We start from the raw sequence: 17969 nt of genomic DNA on the forward strand, positions 1-17969 counted from the left end.
AAAACACCCACACTTATCGGTAATCTGATTGTTAAAGAGCTGCTGAACCGTAAAACCGACAACAAAACCGTGCCGTAAGGAACAGCGAAGATGCGGACTATACGCCTACCAAAATATTTTGTCAAATGTATTATTCTGATCCATTTTAATACCAACAACACAGCCATCAGACTACAGACTACAAGAGAAAAATAACCTTTTGACAAGATGCCTGCTGATACAATAAAATACCTAACTCTTGTGCTCGATAAGACACCGTCGCCGAGCACTAATCTTAAAAACCTTAATAAATTAACCCAATACGGAGTTGAGTATGTACGCGGTCATAAAAACCGGCGGCAAACAATACAAAGTTGCTGTTGGCGAAAAATTAAAAGTAGAACAGATACCTGCCGAACTCGATAGCCAAATCGAACTGACTGAAGTTTTGATGATTGCTGACGGCGAGTCTGTAAAAGTAGGCGCACCTTTTATTGAAGGCGCGAAAGTAACAGCCAAGGTAGTGGCTCATGGCCGTGGCGAAAAAATCCGCATTTTCAAAATGCGTCGCCGTAAACACTATCAGAAACGCCAAGGCCACCGCCAGAATTTCACCCAAATTGAAATCGTGGCCATCGCCTAAGTTTTTAACCTAATTCAGGAGTATCAAACATGGCAAGTAAAAAAGCAGGCGGCAGCACCCGTAACGGCCGCGACTCAGAAGCCAAACGCTTGGGCGTGAAAGCCTACGGCAACGAGCTGATTCCTGCCGGTTCCATCATCGTTCGCCAGCGCGGCACTAAGTTTCATGCAGGTAACAACGTAGGCATGGGTAAAGACCATACCCTGTTTGCCAAAGTGGACGGCTATGTAGAATTTACTGTAAAAGGCGTACACAACCGTAAAACCGTTAATGTCCGCCCCTACACTGGCGCCGACGAATAATTAACGGCTAGCCAAATCTCAGGATGCTACTTTAAGGTAGCATCCTTTTATTTTGCTCAATCAAATTATCCTGACTAATACCCTCATTTAGCACACAAGCATTATCCGCCATCAAAAATCTGCTTAGCTACCAACTGCTATAATCCTGCCATCTTTAGTTTTCAGGTAGCCTCACCATGCCCGCCACCCCTATCCTAGCCATCACCTCCGGCGAACCTGCCGGTATAGGCCCCGATATCTGCCTTACTTTAGCCCGGCAAACTCTGCCCTGCCGCTGCGTTGTCTTAGCCGACAAACAACTCCTCACCGAACGTGCTCAGCAACTCGGCTACAACATCCACCTTGCCGATTATCATCCCAACCATCTGCCCGCCCCAGGCACACTGGAAGTTTTGCACATTCCCCTCACCGCTCCCTGCCACACTGGCCAACTCAACTCCGCCAATGCCCGCTACGTACTCTCCCTGCTTGATCGTGCCTATAGCGGCATCTGCCAAGGTGAATTTGCCGGCATGGTAACCGCCCCGTTGCACAAAGGCATCATCAACGATGCCGGCATCCCCTTCAGCGGCCACACCGAATACCTCGCTGCCATCAGCCATACCGAACAGGTCGTCATGATGCTGGCCGGCAACGGCCTACGCGTTGCCCTCGCCACCACCCACCTCCCCCTCAAAGATATCCCCGCCGCCATCACCCGCCCGCTGTTGCACTCCGTGTTGCACATTTTACACACCGACCTGCAAACCAAATTCGGCATCACCAAACCCACCATCCTCGCGGCCGGGCTCAACCCCCATGCCGGCGAACAAGGTCATCTCGGCTGGGAAGAAATCCAAATCATTGAACCCGAATTACAATCCCTGCGCGAGCAAGGCCTCGATGTACGCGGCCCCTATCCCGCCGACACCCTATTCCAGCCTTTCCTGCTCAAAGATGCCGATGCCGTGCTTGCCATGTATCACGACCAAGGCCTGCCTGTACTCAAATATGCCTCCTTCGGCCAAGGCGTGAATATTACCCTCGGCTTACCCTTTATCCGCACTTCAGTCGATCACGGTACCGCCCTCGACCTAGCCGGTACCGGCCGCGCCGACCACGGCAGCCTGCTCACCGCCATTCAAACCGCCCTCAATATGGCCGAACACTGGCAACACCACCGCACTCCATCATAGCCGCACACTATCAGGCACAAAGGCTACCTGAAAATCCACCACTCATGCAGCAGTCTTAAAACTTTCAGGTAGCCTTCAGTTCAAGCTATCTACATGATATAAAAACACTTCCCCCCCACACAAAGGCTACCTGAAAAAATCTACAACACTTCCAGCCAGCACTCGGCCTCACCACTGGCAAAATCATTGAACCCAGTGCGCTTTTTCCCTATAATCGACACCCTTGTATGTAAACCTAACCTCTGCCACCTATGGCCACACCCTTCATCGAAATGCAAAACGTCGCCTTTGCCTATGGCGAACGCCCCATCCTGAACAACGTTAGTTTTCAGGTAGCCCAAGGCACGTTTGCCGCCGTGATGGGTGGTTCCGGCAGTGGTAAGACCACCCTGCTGCGCCTGATTACCGGCCAAATTGCGCCCACTTCCGGCCGCGTGCTGATTAACGGCCGTGACCTTGCCGCATTCAACGCCAAAGAGTTGTACCAACATCGGCGCAATATGGGCGTACTGTTCCAATTCGGCGCACTGTTTACCGATTTATCCGTATATGAAAACGTGGCTTTCCCGCTGCGCGAGCAAACCGACTTGCCCGAAGAAATCATCCGCGACTTAGTGCGCCTGAAGCTCAGCGCCGTCGGCCTGCACGGCACGGAAAACCTGATGCCGGACGAGCTATCCGGCGGCATGTCCCGCCGCGTTGCCTTGGCGCGTACCATCGCCCTCGACCCCGCGTTGATGCTGTATGACGAGCCATTCACCGGCCTCGACCCGATTTCTCTGGGCGTAATTGCCGACTTGATCAGCAAAATCAACCGTGCCCTGCGCTCCACCAGCATGATGGTTACACACGATGTGCCACGCTCGCTGCAGATCGCCGACCAAGTGATTTTCCTTGCCCACGGCGAAATCCTGTTTTCAGGTAGCCCGGAAGAAATGCGCAGCCTCGATTCGCCGTGGATTACCCAATTTATCAACGGCCTGCCCAATGGCCCGGTCGCCTTCCGCTATCCGGCCGAACGCGGCATACAACAAGTTTTGCTCAATAGCTAAAATTATGAATTTTTTCCGAACCCTAGGCGCGAAAACGCTGGATTTCCTACAGGAACTGGGCAAAACCACCCTATTCCTGTTTGCCGTGCTGGCACGCTCCGGCACGCTGCTGCCGCGCCTGCGGCTGGGCATCCGCCAAATGTATTTTACCGGCGTGCTCTCCATCATTATCATTGCCGTATCAGGGCTGTTCGTGGGCATGGTATTGGGTTTGCAGGGCTACACCCAGCTGGCCAAATTCAAATCGGCCGATATTTTGGGCTATATGGTAGCTGCATCGCTGTTGCGCGAACTGGGGCCGGTGCTGGCCGGCATTCTGTTCGCCAGCAGCGCCGGCGGCGCGATGACCAGCGAAATCGGCCTGATGAAAACCACCGAGCAGCTGGAGGCGATGAAGGTAATGGCGGTCGATCCCGTTGCCCGCGTGGTGGTGCCGCGCTTTTGGGCAGGCGTGATTTCCATGCCACTGTTGGCTTCTATCTGCAATGTGGCCGGCATTTACGGTGCCTATCTTATCGGCGTGCGCTATTTGGGCTTGGACGGCGGCATTTTCTGGTCGCAGATGCAGGCGAATATTGATGTGGGCTACGATGTGGTGAACGGGTTGATTAAATCGGTGGTGTTCGGCGTGGCTATTTCTCTGATTGCCGTGTATCAAGGCTTCCACTGCCGCAGCACGCCGGAAGGCATCCTGCGGGCCAGCACCCGAACCGTGGTGAGCAGCGCGCTCACCGTTTTGGCCTTGGATTTTGTTTTAACCGCCATCATGTTTATCGGATAACCGGATTATGAAAAGAAGCACTTTAGAACTTTGGGTCGGCGTTTTTGTGGCCTTGGGCATTGCCACTGTGGTATTTTTATCACTGCGCGTAGCCGGTGGACAAACGGTTTCCCGTCAGTCGTCCTACACTGTTTCCGCCAGCTTTACCGACATCGGCGGCTTAAAGGTAAAAGCCCCGGTAAAAGCTTCCGGCGTGGTGGTGGGTAGGGTATCCTCCATCCAGCTCGACCCGAAAACCTACCGAGCCAATGTGAGCCTGAATATCGACAGCCAATACCGTTTCAGCACCGACGTTTCCGCCGAAATCCTCACTTCCGGCCTGTTGGGCGAGCAATACATCGGCCTGCAGCAGGGCGCGGAGGAAGCCGAACTGAAAAACGGCGACACCATCGAAATCACCAGCTCCGCTCTCGTGCTGGAGCAATTAATCGGCAAATTTATGACCAATACCGTAGAAAAAAACGGCGCAACACAATAAACACACTACAGCATTTTCATTTTTCACTGGGAAAGGAAAACATCAATGAAAAAATCCGCACTCACAGCCGCCCTGAGCATTGGCATCATGAGCATCGGCCTGGCCTTCGCTACACCGCAGCAGGCCGTGGCGCAACTCAAGCAGAACAGCACCCAAGTGCTGAACATCTTGCAAAACGCCAAAAACAACAACGATGTGCAAGTTCGCCGTCAGGCCGAAAACTATGCTATTCCCTATTTCGACTTTGCCCGCATGACCGAGCTGGCCGTGGGCGCCAACTGGCGCAACGCCACCCCGGCACAGAAAACCGCGCTTACCGAGCAGTTTAAAACCCTGCTCATCCGCACCTACTCCGGCACCATGCTGCAATACCGCAACGCCAACGCGGTTATCCGCGAAAACGCGGTTCAGCGCGGCAACAGCATTATCGTTACCGCCGACATCACTCCCGCCGGCGGCAAACCGGTAACCATGGATTACACCATGTACCAAAGCGGCGGCAAATACCGCGTTTATAACGTGGCCGTAGAAGGCGCCAGCCTGGTAACCGTGTACCGCAGCCAGTTCAACAACACCATCGCGCAAAAAGGCATCGACGGCCTGATTCAAGAGCTGCGCAGCAAAAACGGCAGCTGAGTCCATGCACAGCGAATGCCGCGATGAAACCGTGTACCTCAGTGGGGAAGTGACCGTTGCCACGGTAACCGCCCCGCTGTTTCACGCCTATTGCCAACAGCTGGGCTACCTGAAAAACAGCCCCTCCCCCGCAATCGATTTCTCCGGCGTAAACCAAGCCGATTCCGTCTGCATTTCCCTTATGGCCACCGCCAAACGCAGCCGCCCCGAAGCTGCTTGGGTGTTCCGCGGCCTGCCCGCCGGCGTGGCCGCTTTGGCCGAACTGTATGAAGTAGGCGGCTGGATAACATCATGAAAAAACTGCTCACCCTTACCCTGCTGACCATCGGCCTGTCCGGCAATGCCTTGGCCGAAGGCGTCGCCTACGACCCCTATGAAGGCTACAACCGCTTCATGTTTGGCGTAAACGACCGCATCGACCGCCACTTCCTTTCTCCCGTGGCACGCGGCTACCGCGCCGTTACTCCCCGCCCCGTGCGCAGCGGCATCGGAAACTTTTTCAATAACTTGCGCGACATCGTGAGCGTGGGCAGCAACCTATTGCGGCTCAACATTTCCAAAGCCGGCAGCGACCTCGTGCGCGTGGGCATCAACACCACCTTCGGCTTCGGCGGCCTTATCGATATCGCCGGCGCCGCCCAAATGCCCAACAACAAAAACACCCTCGGCGACACCTTCGCCAGCTGGGGCTGGAAAAACAGCAACTACTTCGTCTATCCCCTGCTCGGCCCCAGCACCGTACGCGATGCATTGGGCAACACCATCACCAGCGTTTATTCCCCCGAAAAACTCGCCTTCGGCAACGGCGCCGGCTACTGGGCCGCCACCGGCGTGAAAACCCTCGACACCCGCGCCAACCTGCTCGACCTCACCGACGGCGTAAACCAAGTTGCGCTCGACCGCTACACCTTCATCCGCGATGCCTACATGGCCGCCCGTGCCAAACAAACCGGCACCACACTGCCCGGCAGTGAAGACGACTACGTCCCCAGCTTTGAAGAGGACGGTGGCAACACTGGCAGCGAAGCCACAGCTACTGCCGAGCAACCCGCCGCTGAACCAGACACCACCGCACAACCGTCTGCCGAGCCCGCAGCAAACTCAGCCACCCCAGCTGCCAATACTCTGGCAGACAACACAAACGGCGGTCACCCAGCTCCCAATACCATCCACGAAGAAATCATCAGCCGCTAAAATTGCCACCCTTCAGATTTTCAGGTAGCCTTTCCACAAGCAGCAAGGCTACCTGAAAAACAAAGGCTACCTGAAACCCTTTTCCCCCAACGCCTCATCAAAGGAGCGCATCATGTACGAAATCAACCGCAGCGTATTCCGGCTGGTGCCGCTACAGCCGTTTTGGAACTGGCTTACCGCCCTGCCCGGCGCCGAGCTCGACGACCTTACCCTCGAAGATCTGCAAAACAACGCCAACGCCTACCTCACCAACCCCTGCGATGACGGCGAAGAAGTGTGGGCGGAAATCAAACCCCAAATCGACACCATCTTTGCCGCCGAGCTGGCCGACTGGTGCGAAGACGAAAGCCAATGGCCAGATTTGCATCCCGACATCTTTGCCGAATGGTTCGATATCCAGATCTCCCCCATCCTCTGCGATTTGTCCGCCCGCGAAGTAGAGCGCGAACCCTTCCAGCCCCTGTAAAACCAAAGGCCGGCAGCCCGCACGCCGGCCATTTCCATCCATGCCACACCACACCCACCTCACCGTACGCGGCTACCACCTCGACGTATACCGCCACGTAAACAACGCCCGCTATCTCGAATTTCTCGAAGAAGCCCGCTGGGACTATTTCGACCACAACGGGCTGGCCGAATTCTTCCGCAACAGCCGCTACGGCATGGCCATCGTCCACATCGACATCCACTACCGCCGTGCCGCCCTCCTCGGCGACCGGCTCGATATCGAAACCGCCTTTGCCCAAGCCGATGCACGCCAAGCCGTGATCAGCCAAATCATCCGCAAAACCGGCAGCCCACACATCCTCGCCGAAGCCCGTGTCAGCTTCATGCTCATCAACCAAACCTCCGGCCGCGCCATCCGCTTCCCCGCCGAACTGCAGCAAGCCATTGCCTCCCATATCCCATCCAACCCCGCAGAACCCGCCTCATGAAAAAATACCTCGGCGCCTTCCTCCTGCTGGCCGTGCTCGCTGCCGCCGGCTACATCCTGTTCGCCCCCAAACGCCTCCGCCTTCGCCCTGCAAAACCTGCAAGGCCAAAACGTGGATCAACCCGCCCCGCAAGGCAAAGTTACCCTCATCAACTTCTGGTTTCCCTACTGCCCCGGCTGCATAACCAAAATGCCCAAACCCACCGTCTGCTCTTCACCGTGCTCTACGACACACAAGGCCAAACCCAGCAGGCCTACCAAGTCATCGCCGCTGCGTTTCCTTTCTGATGGACAAAAACGGCCAGATCGCCAAAACCTATGTGGGCGAGCTCAACTTCGCCGAAGTGTACCGCCTGGCCGAACAACCCGCCCCAATATTCTCAGGTAGCCTTCCTCCGAAGAAAAGCTACCTGAAAAATAAACTACCGATCAATCAATAATCCACACCATGAAACCTCAAAAACGCCCCCTTGACGGCGTCCTCCTGCTCGACAAAGCCACCGGCCTATCCAGCAACAGCGCCCTCCAGCAAGCCCGCCGCCTCTACCATGCCGAAAAAGCTGGCCACACCGGCGTGCTCGATCCGCTGGCCACCGGCCTGCTCCCCGTTTGCTTCGGCCAAGCCACCAAATTCGCCCAATACCTGCTCGATGCCGACAAAGCCTACATCGCCACCCTCCGTCTCGGCCAGGCCACCGACACTGGCGATGCCGAAGGCAGCATCATCGCCACCAGAAACACCAAAATCAGCCAAACCGATTTTCAGGTAGCCTGCCGCCAGCACCTTGGCGCACAGCAGCAGCAGCCTCCCATGTATTCCGCCCTCAAGCACCAAGGCAAACCCCTCTACCAATACGCCCGCCAAGGCATCGATATCCAACGCCAGCCCCGCAGCATACATATTCACGCCATCCAAATCCTCCGCTTCCAATTCCCCGAAGCCCAAATCAGCGTGCAATGCAGCAAAGGCACCTACATCCGCACCCTCGCCGAAGACATTGCCAAAAGCGCCCGCACCCTGGCCCACCTCACCGCCCTGCGCCGCACCGCCACCGCCGGCTTCCAAATCGAACACAACCACAGCATCGAAAACCTTACCGCGCTCACCGAAGAGCAGCGCGACGCCTTGCTGCTGCCCTGTGATGCATTGGTGCAACATTTGCCACAGCACACCGCCAGTGAGCAAACCATCCGCGCCCTGCGCTTCGGCCAAACTCCTGCCGCCCCACTGGAGCTGCCGGAAAACACCCCTCTACGCATCTACGCCGCCAACGGCGAATTCATCGGCCTCATCACCAGCCAGCAAGGCTACCTGAAAGCCCTGCGCCTGATGAGCACGCAAGCCAACTGAATTAGGCAAACCCCATATTTATGCTAGAATCGCGCCCTTTTTTACTTAACGTTCCATGGCCACGCCGACCCACCATCGCGACACTCGTTACCCAGTCAGCAGGCCGATAGCCTTCTCAACACAAGGAATAAGAATGAAAGCACAAACCCTACTGACCATCGCCATCACCGCCCTTGGCTTGGCTGCTTGCGGCAGCGGTGGCGGCGGCAGCCCGATCGACAACGGTCGCAACGGCCCCAACCCCAACAATCCGATCAATCCCGACGACCCCAACCCGGGCGGCGGCAATCCTCCTCCCCCTCCCGCTAATCAGCGTACCGGCAAGGCCATCACCCTGTCATCTAACGGCTATCAGTGCATCAGCGAGCAGGCTCTGTCCTTTACCCAGCAAAACTTTGGCGTTCTGAAGGTAGATGGTCAAGAGCTGAACATTATCCCTCCCAATATAGTTGCCGGCGGTCTGCTCAATATGCAAGCACGAAACACCGCACGCGTAGGGCAAGTGATGACGCAATCCAGCTATGGCTATGTCCGCGAAGGAACCGATGCTCAGGGTTATATGTTTTCACAAGGCATCGTAACCTCAGCCAACGACATGCCTACCAGCGGTACATTTAACTATTCCGGTTATGCCGTTCACGCCCCAGTGTCCAATCAACCCAACGCTCGGATTGAAACCGGCGCGGCCAACTTCAATGTTAATTTCGGCAACCGCACTATCAGCGGCACGCTTTCCCCCACCAACAACGCAGCCGTTGTGTTGGATAACGGTATCATTTCCGGCAACAGCTTCGGCGGCACGGCCAACTCCGGCGCGAAATTCAGCGGCCACTTCTATGGCGGCCATGCCGACGAGATGGGTGGCACCTACCAAAAACAAGGTGAGTACACCGGCGCTTTCGGCACACGGAAAATCGCTCCTTAATCGATCTGGCTGAAACGCTTTTGCTGTGTAGTTAATCAAAGCAGCAACACAACAGGCTACCTGAAATTTTAGCTTCACAGAAACTGCGTAGCATTTTCAGGTAGCCTGTTTCTTATTCCATTTTAATCAGGCAGGCGGCTATCTCATCCCGCCGCTTCCGTTTCAAACCACAACTTCTGCGTTTGCAAAGCCTGGCCATCAGCCTGCAAGGCCTTGCCTGCCGCGCCGTGTTTGATTACCACCAGCAACACAAAAGCCCCGTCGTGTGCCGCACTGTTAATCACAATGCCCACTTCCTCACCATCGGCTTCCACCTTGCTGCCCGCGGCTACAGGCTGGGCGCTGCGGCACACCGCCATACCACGCCGCACCTGGCCGCGATATTGCGCACGGGCGATGATTTCCTGCCCCGGATAGCAGCCTTTTTTGAAATGCACACCGCCGAGCAGGTGCTGATTCAACATTTGCGCCACACAGCTTTCCACAGTGGGCCGTGAAATCCACGGCCGCCCCTGCAAAATTTCGGCGGCCTGCCAGGCTTCGGCAGCGGCAGGGCAGTCGGCATCGGGCAGCGGCACCGGGCTGAGCACCATGCGGTTGCCGCCGGCCAAAGCCAGCGTAATCAGCCCGTTATCGTCTTCTTCGGCGGCAAATTTGAGTGCGGCGGCATCCGCGCCCGTATCCGCACCGCTTTGGCCGTACACCTGCCAGGCGCTGTCGGTATGGAACACTGTTTTGCTGCGCAGCACAAACATCCGCAGCCGCTTTATCGTGGCTTCCAGCAAATCCGCCGCCATCACCAGCAGGAAACAGTCGGCACGGCGCAACACCAGCATATTGGCCAGCACCCGCCCGCGCGGCGAATTGTAGGTGGCGAAACAAGCCTCGCCCGGCTGCAAATCCAAAATGTGGTTAGAAAGCTGGCTGTGCAGAAATTCGGCAGCATCCGCGCCACTTACCTCCGCCACGCCGAAAAAGGGCAATTTGCAAAGTGTATGCATGGTTTTCTCCTGTGTTTTAGCAAATGAAATTTAAACCGATACTGCATTGGCCCGACTGTACTATCTGCGGCCAGTCTTATCCCGATTTAAATCTGATTCACGACACCTGATTTAGTCAGTAGTTCTTCTCACCAAAAAAGGCATAAGTTGCATCATGGAACAGCTCGCTTTGTGCGCTGTCGGAATATTCCAGCCGCGCCAATTCATCGTCAAACCCCGCACGCACTGCCTCCAGCACATCTTGCGCCATATCCGGCGGCAGGCTGCGCAGCAAGCTTTTCAGCGCACTGCCCAACACCAGATTTTGCACATGCAAAGCCTCGCAGATTTCTTCCAAATAGCTGATTCTCTGATTGATTTCTTCCATAACATTCTTCCTTTCCGCCTTAGGCCACGCTGCCGGGCAACGGGGCGGATTATAAGCTCAAGCCCGGCGATTGGACAGCCGCCACCCACAGAAGCATATTTTATGAAATAATATCGTCTGTTACGTTTTCAGGTAGCCTCATGGCAAGCAATCAAAGGCTACCTAAAACGGTTAATACATAAACTAACCACTCCTCGAAAAAACCACCATGACCCAAGCGCAAGACAATTTGGTTTTCACCCTCAATGACAACACCTCCACCCCGCAATCCACCACATCAGACACCGAAGATTGGGAAAAAGGCCTGGAACGCCTGCAACAAAAACGCCGCCATCTGGCCAAACAGGCACAACAACCGCCCGCTGCCCAATCCAACCGCCTCCCTTCTGCCGCCCTCCTATACGACACTTTGGTGGCCGAGGCCAACCCAACACCTGCGCCGTCTGCCACGCCTACTGCCGAACCCCGCACCGTACCGCTTCACACCCCCGCGCCCGTGGCCGAAACTGCCGCACAGCCCGCTAGCACCGGCACGCGCCCCAGCGCACTCAGCGGCAGCCGCCACCGCCGCCTGAATCTGGACGAACAAAAACAAGCCTATCAAGCCTATCTCCAACATTGGCAGCAACAGCACAACCTGCAAACCGCCAGCTCCGAAGCCGAGCTGAATAATCCGCAAATCCTGTTTCAAGAAGACTGGCTGGCCGCCCAAAACTCCCTGCGCGTCGGCCGCGACGAGCCCGTAGTCGAGCAAGCCACCGTTTTGCTGGGCGGCGCACAGCCCACGGTAATGCCCGATCAAGATGTAGCCGAACAAATCGAAGCCGCCGCCGAGGCTGCCGCACAGCCCGAATACGATGCCCAAGCCGAGCCCGGCACCGCTGCGCTGGCCGCCGCCGAAAAAGTGGTACTGCTCAATGCCTATGCCCTGCCCGGCAATTTGCAACACAAAATCCTCTGCCTAAGCGAGCAAGTCCTACTCGAACGCCTGGCCGAAAAACTGCGCCCGCATCTGGCCGATGCCGTATCCGGAATGGTGAAAACCGCGCTTCAACGGCAAACCGCGCTGATGGTGCAGAATATGCAGCGGGCCTTCTTAGACGAAGTGCCCCGCTTGGTAAACGATGTATTGGCCTACAACCTCACCCGCGCCCTAGCTGCCGTGAAAAAAGAGCAGCTATGACGGCTAAAGCCCAAATAAAGGCTACCTGAAAATCCCCACCGATTTTCAGGTAGCCTTTGCCATTTTGCCCTGCCCCAATGCCGCCATATTCGCCTCACTTCGGCAAGTCATTACATTTACAGCAAATTTTCGAAAAGTAAATTCCCTCTATTTGCATAAAAAATTGCTGAAATGCGCTAGACAATTCATTGGTTGCAGTACTTTCATCAACTTGAATTAAGGAGTAGGAAATGGACAACAAACTCGGGTTCAAACCCATACCAATGGCGGTGGCTGTTGCGCTGACGCTGTTGATTTGGTTTGTCATTCCCGTGCCGCAGGGCGTTACCCCCAATGCCTGGCATCTGTTGGCGCTGTTTATGGGCGTGATTGCCGCCATTATCGGCAAAGCCATGCCCATCGGCGCACTGTCGATTCTCGCCATTATGTTGGTGGCCATTACCAAGGTAACCGTGCCCGAGCTTGATCCCGAAGGCAACCCGATCAAAAACCCGGCCACCGTGGCCATTAAAGACGCGCTGAGCTCCTTCGGCGACCCTCTGATTTGGCTCATCGGTATTTCCATCATGATTTCGCGCGGCATCCTGAAAACCGGGCTGGGCGCGCGTATCGGCTACTACTTTATCTCCTTGTTCGGCAAGAAAACGCTGGGCATCGGCTACAGCCTGGCCATTTCCGAGCTGATTCTCGCCCCGGTAACGCCCAGTAATACTGCGCGCGGCGGCGGCATCATCCACCCGATTATGAAATCCATTGCGGGCAGCTTCGATTCCGACCCGGAAAAAGGCACGCAAAGCCGCATTGGCAAATACCTGGCCTTGGTAAACTACCACAGCAATCCGATTACCTCCGCCATGTTCATCACCGCCACCGCACCCAACCCGCTGATCGTGAATCTGATTGCCAAAGCCACCAACTCCGATATCCACCTGAGCTGGGGCACTTGGGCCATTGCCATGTTCATACCCGGCCTGGTAGCCATGTTCCTAATGCCGCTGGTGCTGTATCTCTTCTTCCCGCCTGAAATCAAGGAAACCCCGAATGCTTCTCAGTTTGCCAAAGACAAGCTGCAAGAGTTGGGGCCGATGAACCGTGGTGAAAAAATTATGTTGGGCATTTTTGCCATCCTGCTGCTGCTGTGGGCAGGCATTCCAGCCATGATTTTCGGCAAAGCCTACGCCGTCAACCCCACCACCACCGCCTTCCTCGGTCTCTCCCTGCTGCTGCTCAGCGGCGTGCTTACTTGGCAGGATGTCCTGACTGAAAAAGGCGCGTGGGACACCGTTACCTGGTTCTCTGCCCTGGTGATGATGGCCACCTTCCTCAACAAGCTCGGCCTGATTGCCTGGCTCTCCAAACTCTTGGAAAGCGGCATCGGCGGCATGGGCATGGGCTGGGTTGGCGCGGTAACCCTGCTGCTTCTGGCCTATATGTATGCCCACTACATCTTCGCCAGCACCACCGCCCACATCACCGCCATGCTCAGCGCCTTCTATGCCGCCGGCCTGGCCTTGGGCGCACCTCCCATGCTCTACGCCCTGCTGCTGGCTTCCTCTTCCAGCATCATGATGACCCTTACCCACTACGCCACCGGTACTTCGCCCGTGATTTTCGGCTCCGGCTACACCACCTTGGGCGAATGGTGGAAAGCAGGCTTCATCATGAGCGTGGTCAACCTCGCCGTCTTCGTGATCATCGGCGGTGTTTGGTGGAAAGTGATGGGTTACTGGTAAACCCGAAGCATTACGCCGGCAACGTTGAAGCATAACGGAAGGCTACCTGAAAATGAGCGAAGCGGATTTCTGCGAAGCTAAAGTTTCAAGTAGCCTTTTTTATAGTAGATCAACAACGCACAACGAGATCGATACGTCGAGGCTTGAGCAATTGGCATTCCAGCTAGCCCGTGCTGTTTCAGGCTACCTGAAAACGAAAGAAGGGCGCACCGATTTTTCAGGTAGCCCCAAATTGCAGAAGCCGTAGGTCGGACTCTCAAATCCGATATTTCCAGCATAACGGTTTTGTCGGATACAAGTATCCGACCCACGGTTTGGTGCCGGATTAAAAAGGCTACCTGAAAATCCTTTTAGCAGGTTTTCAGGTAGCCTTTCCCTTTTTCGGCCAGCAACCCATCAGTTCCGCCGTTCGGTAACAAAGGCGGCCAGTTGGCGCAGACGGTCGGCACGGGCATCGAAGCCGGACAAGGCCTGCTGCGCTTCGGCCACGAGCCGTTCGGCATAGTCGCGGGCGGTGTTCAGCCCCATGAGTTTGACATAAGTGGGTTTGTCGGCTTCTTGGTCTTTGCCGGCGGTTTTGCCCAATGTGGTAGTGTCGGCTTCGCAATCGAGCACGTCGTCGATTACTTGGAAGGCAAGGCCGAGTTTGGCGGCGTAGTCGTCGAGCCGCTCCAGGGCGGCATCGTCCAAATCGGGGCAGCTTAGCGCGCCCAGAGCCACGGCGGCGCGGATCAGGGCGCCGGTTTTCAGGCGGTGCATGGTTTCCAGCTCGGCCTGGCCGATGCGCTGCCCCACGGATTGCAAATCGATGGCCTGCCCGCCGGCCATGCCGAGACTGCCGGAAGCACGGGCGAGGGTGTGCACCATTTGCAGCTGCTGCTGCGCAGAAAGGCCATTGGGGCGGCTGAGCACATCGAAAGCGAGGGTTTGCAGCGCGTCGCCCACCAAGAGGGCGGTGGCTTCGTCGTATTGGACATGGCAGGTGGGCTTACCGCGGCGCAGGCTATCGTTGTCCATGGCGGGCATGTCGTCGTGCACCAAGGAATAAACGTGCACCAGCTCCACGGCAGCCAGGGCGGCCTCGGCAGCAGCGGCTTCGGACTGGCCCAATTCGGCGGCGGCCAGTACCAGCAGCGGGCGCAGCCGTTTGCCGCCGCCGAGCACGGCATAGCGCATGGCTTGGTGAAGCCGCTGCGGCAGGCTGTTTTCTTTGGGCAGCACGCGCTCCAGCACGAGTTCGGCTTGGGCGCGGGCGCGTTGTTGCCAATTATCGGGTTTATTCATCTTGCTCCAACACCAGTTTGCGTTCTACGCCAGAATCCAGCACTTGCAGCTTCTGCTCCACCTCGGCCAGCCGCGCTTGGCAGAAACGCACCAGCTCGCTGCCTTCCTGATAGGCAGCCAGCGCGTCTTCCAGCGGCATATCGCTGGCCTGCATGGCTTGGTTGATGGCTTCCAGCCGGCTCACGGCTTCTTCAAAGGTTTTCGGTTTTTTCTTGGTCATGGCGGGTTTGCGGCAGTTCGATTCAAGGGCGGGATTGTAGCACAGCGGGCGGGTGGGTTTTAGGTAGCCTCCTCTGCCGCCTAAGTGACTGGGATAGGAAATCAAGCCTACTTATTTTCAGGTAGCCTGCCGCCGTCATCGTATAACATATAACATATACTGACACACCGCCCGCTTTCATTTACAATCAGCACAGTAAAGCAGCCGGAATAACCCGTCCGGCTGAAATATTTTGTTTGTGACCTCCTGCCAATAAGGAAACCCTATGCGTATCCGAACCGCCCTCCTCCTGCCGCTTCCCGCGCTGGCCGGCGAGCTCAACGGTGCCGAGCTGAGCCTGCCCTGGGGCATCCCCTTCGTGCTGATTCTGCTCTCCATCGCCACCGGCCCGCTGTTTTTCTCCCACATTTGGCACCACCACTTCGGCAAAATCACCGCAGCGTGGACCCTGGCCTTCCTCATCCCCTTTACCCTCGTGTACGGCTTCTCCACCAGCCTGCACGTGCTGGTGCACGCCTTGGTGACCGAATACATCCCCTTCATTTTACTGCTGTGGGCGCTCTACACCATCTCCGGCGGCATCCTCGTGTGGGGCAATCTGCACGGCAGCCCATGCATGAACACCGCGCTGCTCGCCATCGGCACGCTCCTGGCCTCCGTGATGGGCACCACCGGCGCCGCCATGCTGATGATCCGCCCCATCCTCAAAGCCAACGACAATCGCAAGCACCGCGTGCATGTGGTGGTCTTCTTCATCTTCCTCGTGGCCAATATCGGCGGCGGCCTCACCCCGCTGGGCGACCCCCCGCTCTTCCTCGGCTTCCTCAAAGGCGTGGATTTCATGTGGACAGTGCAACACATGCTGCCGCCCGTGTTGATTAGTGCCGCCGTGCTGCTCACCGTGTTTTACGTCCTCGACAGCAAATACTTCGCCCAAGCCGACGAAATCCTTGCCAAAGACCCGAGCCCAGACAGCCCGCCCGAAAAAATCAAGCTCATGGGCAAATGGAACTTCCTGCTCCTGGGCGGCGTAGTGGCAGCCGTGATGATGTCCGGCATTTGGAAGCCCGCACACCCTGGCCTGGAAATTTTTGGCACCCACTACGCCCTGCAAAACCTCACCCGCGACCTGATGTTGGTGGCACTGGCCATTACTTCCCTCGCCATCACCCCCAAACAGGTGCGTGCCGGCAACGAATTCAACTGGGGACCCATCGCCGAAGTGGGCAAACTCTTCCTCGGCATCTTCATCACCATCGCCCCCGTATTGGCCATACTGCAAGCCGGCGAACACGGTGCGTTTGCCCCGCTGATTTCCCTCGTGCACGATGCTTCCGGCAATCCGATCAATACCATGTATTTCTGGATGACCGGCATGCTCTCCGCCTTTTTGGATAACGCCCCCACCTACCTCGTGTTCTTCAACATGGCCGGCGGCGACACACACACCCTGATGAACGGCCACCTGTTCCACACCCTGCTCGCCGTGTCCATGGGTTCCGTGTTCATGGGCGCGCTCAGCTACATCGGCAATGCCCCCAATTTCATGGTGAAAGTCATCGCCGAACAGCGCAAAGTGCCCATGCCCGGCTTTTTCGGCTACATGGCCTGGTCATTCGGCATCCTCGTGCCGCTGTTTATCCTGCACACCTTGATTTTCTTCGTGTGGCAGATTTTATGATTCCATAGCAGGTAAAAGGCTACCTGAAAGTGTAAGCTTCAACGAAGTTAAAACGGCTACGCAAGTTTCTGCGCAGCTGGAATTTCAGGTAGCCTTTTTATTCAAGGAAGCCACCATCCAGTACAGGCTGCCTGAAAACAAGAGCTCCAACAAAGTGAAAACATAACTATCTTTTCTCGCGAAGAAACACCATCTTGCCGCAATACGCTACTACCCATCGCCACAAAACCCTTATACTGCCAAAACATTACAGCTAAAGCACTTATTGCTTCATACCGCGTTGGCTCGCCCGGTATGAAAAACAATTGCTGCAGCCGTATCCACCACGCCCGAAAGGGAAAAATCATGACTCAACAAATCCTGCAAGAAGCCACCGGCACACGCCGCAGACAAACAGCTCGCTCCGATTGAAGAACTGTTTTTAAAGTACACAGCCTGTAGAACGGCACGTTATTTGATACAGGAGGGGCTACCTGAAATCTTCAGGTAGCCCCTTCCTCATGTTCCCCTCCCTCAACTTTACTTGCTCGGCAGCCGCCACATCCACACTGTTACCGCCAAACACACTATCACCATCCCCACACCTGCCCACCAGCGCTCTGGGAAACGATACAGCATCCACGCACACGAACAGGACATCATCAACGCCGATATTATCTTGCCCTTAAGCGGAATCACCCGTTTGCGCTCCCAGTCACGCACCATTGGGCCGAAATGGCGGTGTTCGCTCAGCCAACGGTGGAAACGCGGCGATGTGCGCGACCAACAGCCTGCCGCCAGCAACACAAACGGTACAGTCGGCAAACCCGGCAAAAAAATGCCGATAATACCCAAGAGTATAGCCAGCCAACCTGCCAGCCACACCAAAGGCCGCCACAACGGTAAGTAAGAATCTTGACCAGATTGCCGGCGATGCCGTATCCACGCCACCCCAGCCGCCAGCCCTGCCGCCAAAACCGCAATCATCCATTCCATTTTGCCCATTATTCCTAATTCTCCCGCAAGGTTTGGTACGATTGTATCATTTGGTGAAGGAAATGCGACTTATTC

24 protein-coding genes are annotated in these 17969 nt (G+C 56.2%); 19 read left to right on the forward strand and 5 right to left on the reverse strand.

Annotation, left to right across the window (positions count from 1 at the left end; translation table 11 throughout):
* Positions 1-313: 313 nt before the first annotated feature.
* The 15 genes from rplU to A7P97_RS08330 all read left to right on the forward strand — a co-directional run bounded on the left by rplU (position 314) and on the right by A7P97_RS08330 (position 9450).
* On the forward strand, positions 314-622 hold the full coding sequence (gene rplU / locus A7P97_RS08265; RefSeq protein WP_023887837.1) for a 50S ribosomal protein L21: 309 nt from the start codon (positions 314-316) through the stop codon (positions 620-622).
* 29 nt (positions 623-651) lie between these two features.
* Positions 652-924 carry a 50S ribosomal protein L27 gene (gene rpmA / locus A7P97_RS08270; RefSeq protein ID WP_023887836.1) on the forward strand — a complete coding sequence of 91 codons (273 nt, stop codon included), beginning with the start codon at positions 652-654 and terminating at the stop codon, positions 922-924.
* Positions 925-1100: 176 nt separating this feature from the next.
* Positions 1101-2099, forward strand: coding sequence for a 4-hydroxythreonine-4-phosphate dehydrogenase PdxA (gene pdxA / locus A7P97_RS08275; protein WP_067530090.1), 999 nt, complete (start codon positions 1101-1103; stop codon positions 2097-2099).
* A 251-nt stretch (positions 2100-2350) separates the two neighbouring features.
* Positions 2351-3151: an ABC transporter ATP-binding protein gene (locus A7P97_RS08280; RefSeq protein ID WP_064087054.1), complete on the forward strand. Its 801-nt coding sequence runs from the start codon at positions 2351-2353 to the stop codon at positions 3149-3151.
* A gap of 4 nt (positions 3152-3155) precedes the next feature.
* Positions 3156-3932: a lipid asymmetry maintenance ABC transporter permease subunit MlaE gene (gene mlaE, locus A7P97_RS08285; protein WP_023887833.1), complete on the forward strand. Its 777-nt coding sequence runs from the start codon at positions 3156-3158 to the stop codon at positions 3930-3932.
* A gap of 7 nt (positions 3933-3939) precedes the next feature.
* Positions 3940-4410 carry an outer membrane lipid asymmetry maintenance protein MlaD gene (mlaD, locus tag A7P97_RS08290; RefSeq protein WP_067530091.1) on the forward strand — a complete coding sequence of 157 codons (471 nt, stop codon included), beginning with the start codon at positions 3940-3942 and terminating at the stop codon, positions 4408-4410.
* 45 nt (positions 4411-4455) lie between these two features.
* A complete protein-coding gene (locus tag A7P97_RS08295; RefSeq protein ID WP_067530092.1) occupies positions 4456-5046 on the forward strand; it encodes a phospholipid-binding protein MlaC in 591 nt (196 codons plus the stop codon).
* 4 nt (positions 5047-5050) lie between these two features.
* Positions 5051-5341 (forward strand): lipid asymmetry maintenance protein MlaB, encoded by a 291-nt coding sequence (locus A7P97_RS08300; protein WP_067530093.1) that lies wholly within the window; start codon positions 5051-5053, stop codon positions 5339-5341.
* A complete protein-coding gene (locus A7P97_RS08305; protein WP_067530094.1) occupies positions 5338-6240 on the forward strand; it encodes a VacJ family lipoprotein in 903 nt (300 codons plus the stop codon). The genes A7P97_RS08300 and A7P97_RS08305 overlap by 4 nt, the downstream gene beginning before the upstream one ends.
* Before the next feature lie 112 nt (positions 6241-6352).
* A complete protein-coding gene (locus tag A7P97_RS08310; RefSeq protein WP_067530095.1) occupies positions 6353-6706 on the forward strand; it encodes a VacJ in 354 nt (117 codons plus the stop codon).
* Between the two features lie 40 nt (positions 6707-6746).
* On the forward strand, positions 6747-7175 hold the full coding sequence (locus A7P97_RS08315) for a thioesterase family protein (protein ID WP_067530096.1): 429 nt from the start codon (positions 6747-6749) through the stop codon (positions 7173-7175).
* Positions 7172-7462, forward strand: coding sequence for a hypothetical protein (locus A7P97_RS08320; RefSeq protein ID WP_067530097.1), 291 nt, complete (start codon positions 7172-7174; stop codon positions 7460-7462). The genes A7P97_RS08315 and A7P97_RS08320 overlap by 4 nt, the downstream gene beginning before the upstream one ends.
* Complete coding sequence (locus tag A7P97_RS10795) at positions 7462-7614, forward strand: hypothetical protein (protein ID WP_231865692.1); 153 nt, start codon at positions 7462-7464, stop codon at positions 7612-7614. The genes A7P97_RS08320 and A7P97_RS10795 overlap by 1 nt, the downstream gene beginning before the upstream one ends.
* A gap of 8 nt (positions 7615-7622) precedes the next feature.
* Positions 7623-8525, forward strand: a complete 903-nt coding sequence (gene truB / locus A7P97_RS08325) for a tRNA pseudouridine(55) synthase TruB (protein WP_067530098.1) — start codon at positions 7623-7625, stop codon at positions 8523-8525.
* Between the two features lie 133 nt (positions 8526-8658).
* Positions 8659-9450, forward strand: a complete 792-nt coding sequence (locus A7P97_RS08330; RefSeq protein ID WP_067530099.1) for a Slam-dependent surface lipoprotein — start codon at positions 8659-8661, stop codon at positions 9448-9450.
* Positions 9451-9593: 143 nt separating this feature from the next.
* On the opposite strand, the gene A7P97_RS08335 is transcribed toward A7P97_RS08330, so the two are convergent.
* Both A7P97_RS08335 and A7P97_RS08340 read right to left on the reverse strand, forming a co-directional pair.
* Entirely contained in the window at positions 9594-10451 is an 858-nt protein-coding gene (locus A7P97_RS08335) for a folate-binding protein YgfZ (protein WP_067530100.1), read from the reverse strand.
* Positions 10452-10566: 115 nt separating this feature from the next.
* Positions 10567-10818, reverse strand: a complete 252-nt coding sequence (locus tag A7P97_RS08340; protein ID WP_067530101.1) for a hypothetical protein — start codon at positions 10816-10818, stop codon at positions 10567-10569.
* Positions 10819-11026: 208 nt separating this feature from the next.
* Here A7P97_RS08340 and A7P97_RS08345 point away from each other — a divergent pair, with 208 nt between their 5' ends.
* The 3 genes from A7P97_RS08345 (at position 11027) to A7P97_RS10230 (ending at position 13981) form a co-directional block, all read left to right on the forward strand.
* Positions 11027-12001: a hypothetical protein gene (locus A7P97_RS08345; protein WP_067530102.1), complete on the forward strand. Its 975-nt coding sequence runs from the start codon at positions 11027-11029 to the stop codon at positions 11999-12001.
* Between the two features lie 230 nt (positions 12002-12231).
* A complete protein-coding gene (locus tag A7P97_RS08350) occupies positions 12232-13734 on the forward strand; it encodes a DASS family sodium-coupled anion symporter (protein ID WP_067530103.1) in 1503 nt (500 codons plus the stop codon).
* 52 nt (positions 13735-13786) lie between these two features.
* Complete coding sequence (locus A7P97_RS10230) at positions 13787-13981, forward strand: hypothetical protein (protein ID WP_125080006.1); 195 nt, start codon at positions 13787-13789, stop codon at positions 13979-13981.
* Between the two features lie 149 nt (positions 13982-14130).
* Here A7P97_RS10230 and A7P97_RS08355 read toward each other — a convergent pair whose 3' ends face one another.
* Both A7P97_RS08355 and A7P97_RS08360 read right to left on the reverse strand, forming a co-directional pair.
* The gene (locus A7P97_RS08355) at positions 14131-15018 is read right to left on the reverse strand and encodes a polyprenyl synthetase family protein (RefSeq protein WP_067530104.1); all 888 of its coding nucleotides are present in this window, start codon (positions 15016-15018) and stop codon (positions 14131-14133) included.
* Positions 15011-15238 (reverse strand): exodeoxyribonuclease VII small subunit, encoded by a 228-nt coding sequence (locus A7P97_RS08360; RefSeq protein ID WP_067530105.1) that lies wholly within the window; start codon positions 15236-15238, stop codon positions 15011-15013. The genes A7P97_RS08355 and A7P97_RS08360 overlap by 8 nt, the downstream gene beginning before the upstream one ends.
* A gap of 265 nt (positions 15239-15503) precedes the next feature.
* Here A7P97_RS08360 and A7P97_RS08365 point away from each other — a divergent pair, with 265 nt between their 5' ends.
* Positions 15504-16919 (forward strand): sodium:proton antiporter, encoded by a 1416-nt coding sequence (locus A7P97_RS08365; protein WP_067530106.1) that lies wholly within the window; start codon positions 15504-15506, stop codon positions 16917-16919.
* Positions 16920-17438: 519 nt separating this feature from the next.
* Here the strand turns inward: A7P97_RS08365 and A7P97_RS09830 are convergent.
* The gene (locus tag A7P97_RS09830) at positions 17439-17798 is read right to left on the reverse strand and encodes a YbaN family protein (RefSeq protein ID WP_167508199.1); all 360 of its coding nucleotides are present in this window, start codon (positions 17796-17798) and stop codon (positions 17439-17441) included.
* Positions 17799-17969 lie beyond the last annotated feature (171 nt).

Source organism: Eikenella sp. NML070372 (assembly GCF_001648415.1).
GTDB lineage: Bacteria > Pseudomonadota > Gammaproteobacteria > Burkholderiales > Neisseriaceae > Eikenella > Eikenella exigua.